The sequence below is a fragment of the Streptomyces purpurogeneiscleroticus genome (assembly GCF_020024005.1).
Classification (GTDB): domain Bacteria; phylum Actinomycetota; class Actinomycetes; order Streptomycetales; family Streptomycetaceae; genus Streptomyces; species Streptomyces purpurogeneiscleroticus.
Genome location: NZ_NHSG01000257.1, coordinates 1 through 2,668 on the forward strand (window position 1 = coordinate 1; position 2,668 = coordinate 2,668).

Here is a 2,668-nt window from a genome sequence, read left to right on the forward strand (position 1 = left end):
TGCTCCTCCCGGCCGGCGCGGCCCTGCTCGGCGCGGGCGTCCTCGTGTACCGGAAGGCCCGTACGGCGGGAGGGGCGCGGGGGTAGCCGGGAGGGGTGCCGCCGAGGGGCGATTATCGGCCGCCACGCGTGCGGAATCGGCCGTTCTTGACGGGACGGCGGGCGGATCGTTCTCGGACCGGGTAATTCCGCGAAGCGGCACAAAACCGGAGGAAAGCCTGCGCTTTACGCTGCTGCCCCGCCCTCGGTGTTCGGGGGCGGGGCGCCTTTCACGCCCCCTCCGACCCGGCGGTCGGGGCGCTATCGGGCCTCGTACGGGCCAGTGTCACCAGGTCGCGCGAATCTGGCGGATGATCCGGCGGCGCAGCCGCACCTTGCGGCTGCCGTCGGGGTTGAGGCGGAGGCGGTCCAACTCCCAGTGTCCGTACTCGGCGTGGTCTGTCAGCAGGCGTGTGGCGGCCTTGCGGGAGACCCCCCGCGGCACATACACATCGCAGAATTCATATTCCGGCATCGCATCTATTGTGCGGGACCGGCCCGGGTACGGATAGCGTCTGCACTATGTCTGATGCTGCGCAGCCCTCCGCTGCCGAGGTACGTGCCGCCGCCGAGGCGGTCAAAGCCGCGCTGGACCGTCACCTCGACGCGGTGGAACGCCGCTCGGGTGAGGACGATGCCGCCGTTTACGCCGCGTTCGACGAGCTGGCCGCGGCGGCCGAGGCGTACGACGAGCTGCTCTACGACACCTACGACGAGGTCACGCCGTTCGAGATTCCCGGCAGCGACGGGCTGCCCGCGTACGCGGGGCCCGAGGAGCCGAGCGCGCTGAGCGTGCTGATCCGCCGGGACTACACCGTCGTGGAGCCGCAGCGGCTGCTGTCGCAGGCACAGCGCATCGCCGATCTCGACCCCGGCTCGGCCACGGAACCGGGCGCCGCGCAGAGCCCGTCCAGGCCCGGCGGGAACGCGGCGGCCGCCGTGGTCGGCAGCAGCGTGCACGCGGCGCTCGGCGTGCTCTTCGGGGAGTACGAGCCGGACGAGATCGCCACCCGGCACAAGGAGTTCGGGCTGGAGGAAGGCGACTCCACGCTGTGGGTGGCGGCCGCGGAGGAACCGCCGGAGCCGGGCGAATGGCTCGCCGCCCCCTTCGAGCAGGCCGACCCGCAGAGCGTCGTCTGCCGCTTCGACGTCAGCTCCGTCTTCGACGAAGAGCTGGACTTCGAGGACGAGTCGGACGAGGACGTCGAGGGCGTCGAGGACGTCACGGACGAGGAAGACGACGAGGACCTGGTCGTGGTCTCGGACGAGGACGAGGACGAGGACACGGAGGGGCACGAGAGCACGAGCGGGGCCCGGCGGGGCACCGGGAACAGCCGGGGCGGGGCCGCGGCCGACCCCGAGCTGGAGGTCGTGGACCGGGAGCGCTGAGGGCCCGGCCCGGGGCCGGGCGCCGGACCCGGGCTTCGGACCTGGGCTCCGGACTTGGGCTTCAGATCTGAACTCCGGATCGGAAGTCCTGCGTGCCCCGGAGCCCCCGCGACCGCGGCCGACGACACCGGAGTCCCGCCGCGGCGGGACTCCAGGGCGGGACTCCGGGGCGGCGGGCTCTTACGACGCGTCCGCCTGCCACTGGGCCTGCTGGAGGCTGAGGAGGGTGCGCAGGCGGGTCGTGCGGTCCTTGGCCGGGATTTCGGCGACCGCGCGGGGGAGCGCCTGGTCGGCGCCCTGGACCACGGACAGATGGCGCTCGCCGCGTCCGAAGGCGGTGTAGACCCAGGCGCGGGTCAGCCCCGGGGCCGCGTCGCCCGGCACCACCACCACGGCCGCCGGCCAGCGCATCCCCGCGGCCTGGTGGGCCGTGAGCGCCCAGCCGTGCCGCAGCGCGCCGCCCGCCACCTCGTCGCGGGGCACGACGACGGGGGCGCCGCCGCAGTCCAGATGCAGCCCGTCCGCGTCCGCACCGGTGACCTGGCCCGGCACCGTACGGCCGGGAGCCGGGCTGTACGCCACGCGGTCACCGGGGTCGAAGCCGCCGAACCGGCCCGGGCCGGGATTCAGCCGCTCCTTGAGCGCGGCGTTGAGCGCGCGGGTGCCCGCGGCGCCGCCGTGCCCCACGGTGATGACCTGCGTTTCCGCCGTCGGTACGCCGATCGCGCGCGGTACTGAATCGGCGACCAGCTGGACCGTACGGTGCACCGCCTCGCCGGCGTCCCGCACCGGCACCATCACGACCTCCTTCTCCGGCGCCTCGACCTCCGCCAGCTCGCCGATGCCGATGCCGGAGACCAGCTCGCCGATGGGGCCGAAGTCGGGGGTACGGGAGGCCACCTGCGGGCAGCAGCGGGCGGCCAGCAGGTCGGCGAAGAGTCGGCCGGGGCCGGCGGACCACAGCACACCGGGGTCGCCGCTGAGGACGAGGCGGGCGCCGTCGGCCAGCGACTCGATGAGCAGCGCGGCGGTCTCCAGGTCCAGCTGCGGCGCGTCCAGCACGACGAGCAGGTCGAGGGCGAGCGAGCCGTCCGCGTCCCGGCCGGGGCCTTCGCGGCCGGCCAGCAGGCCGCCGAGCGTGACGGCGGCGGGCTGCCCGGCCGCTGCGGCGGGGGCGGGCGCTGCCGGTACGCCGGAGGCGTCGTACTGCGCGGTGGCCTCGGCGACGAGGTCGGCGAGGC

General features: G+C 74.6%; 2 protein-coding genes and 1 pseudogene. 1 reads left to right on the top strand and 2 read right to left on the bottom strand.

The window, feature by feature from the left end:
- Positions 1 to 324 precede the first annotated feature (324 nt).
- Entirely contained in the window at positions 325 to 513 is a 189-nt protein-coding gene (locus CCS38_RS16610; protein ID WP_030252120.1) for a DUF5703 family protein, read from the bottom strand.
- Between the two features lie 47 nt (positions 514 to 560).
- On the opposite strand from CCS38_RS16610, the gene CCS38_RS16615 reads away from it, so the two are divergent.
- Positions 561 to 1,427 carry a hypothetical protein gene (locus tag CCS38_RS16615; protein ID WP_223734057.1) on the top strand — a complete coding sequence of 289 codons (867 nt, stop codon included), beginning with the start codon at positions 561 to 563 and terminating at the stop codon, positions 1,425 to 1,427.
- A gap of 180 nt (positions 1,428 to 1,607) precedes the next feature.
- On the opposite strand, the pseudogene CCS38_RS16620 reads toward CCS38_RS16615, so the two are convergent.
- Positions 1,608 to 2,668: pseudogene (locus CCS38_RS16620) on the bottom strand (hypothetical protein); the annotation flags it as partial.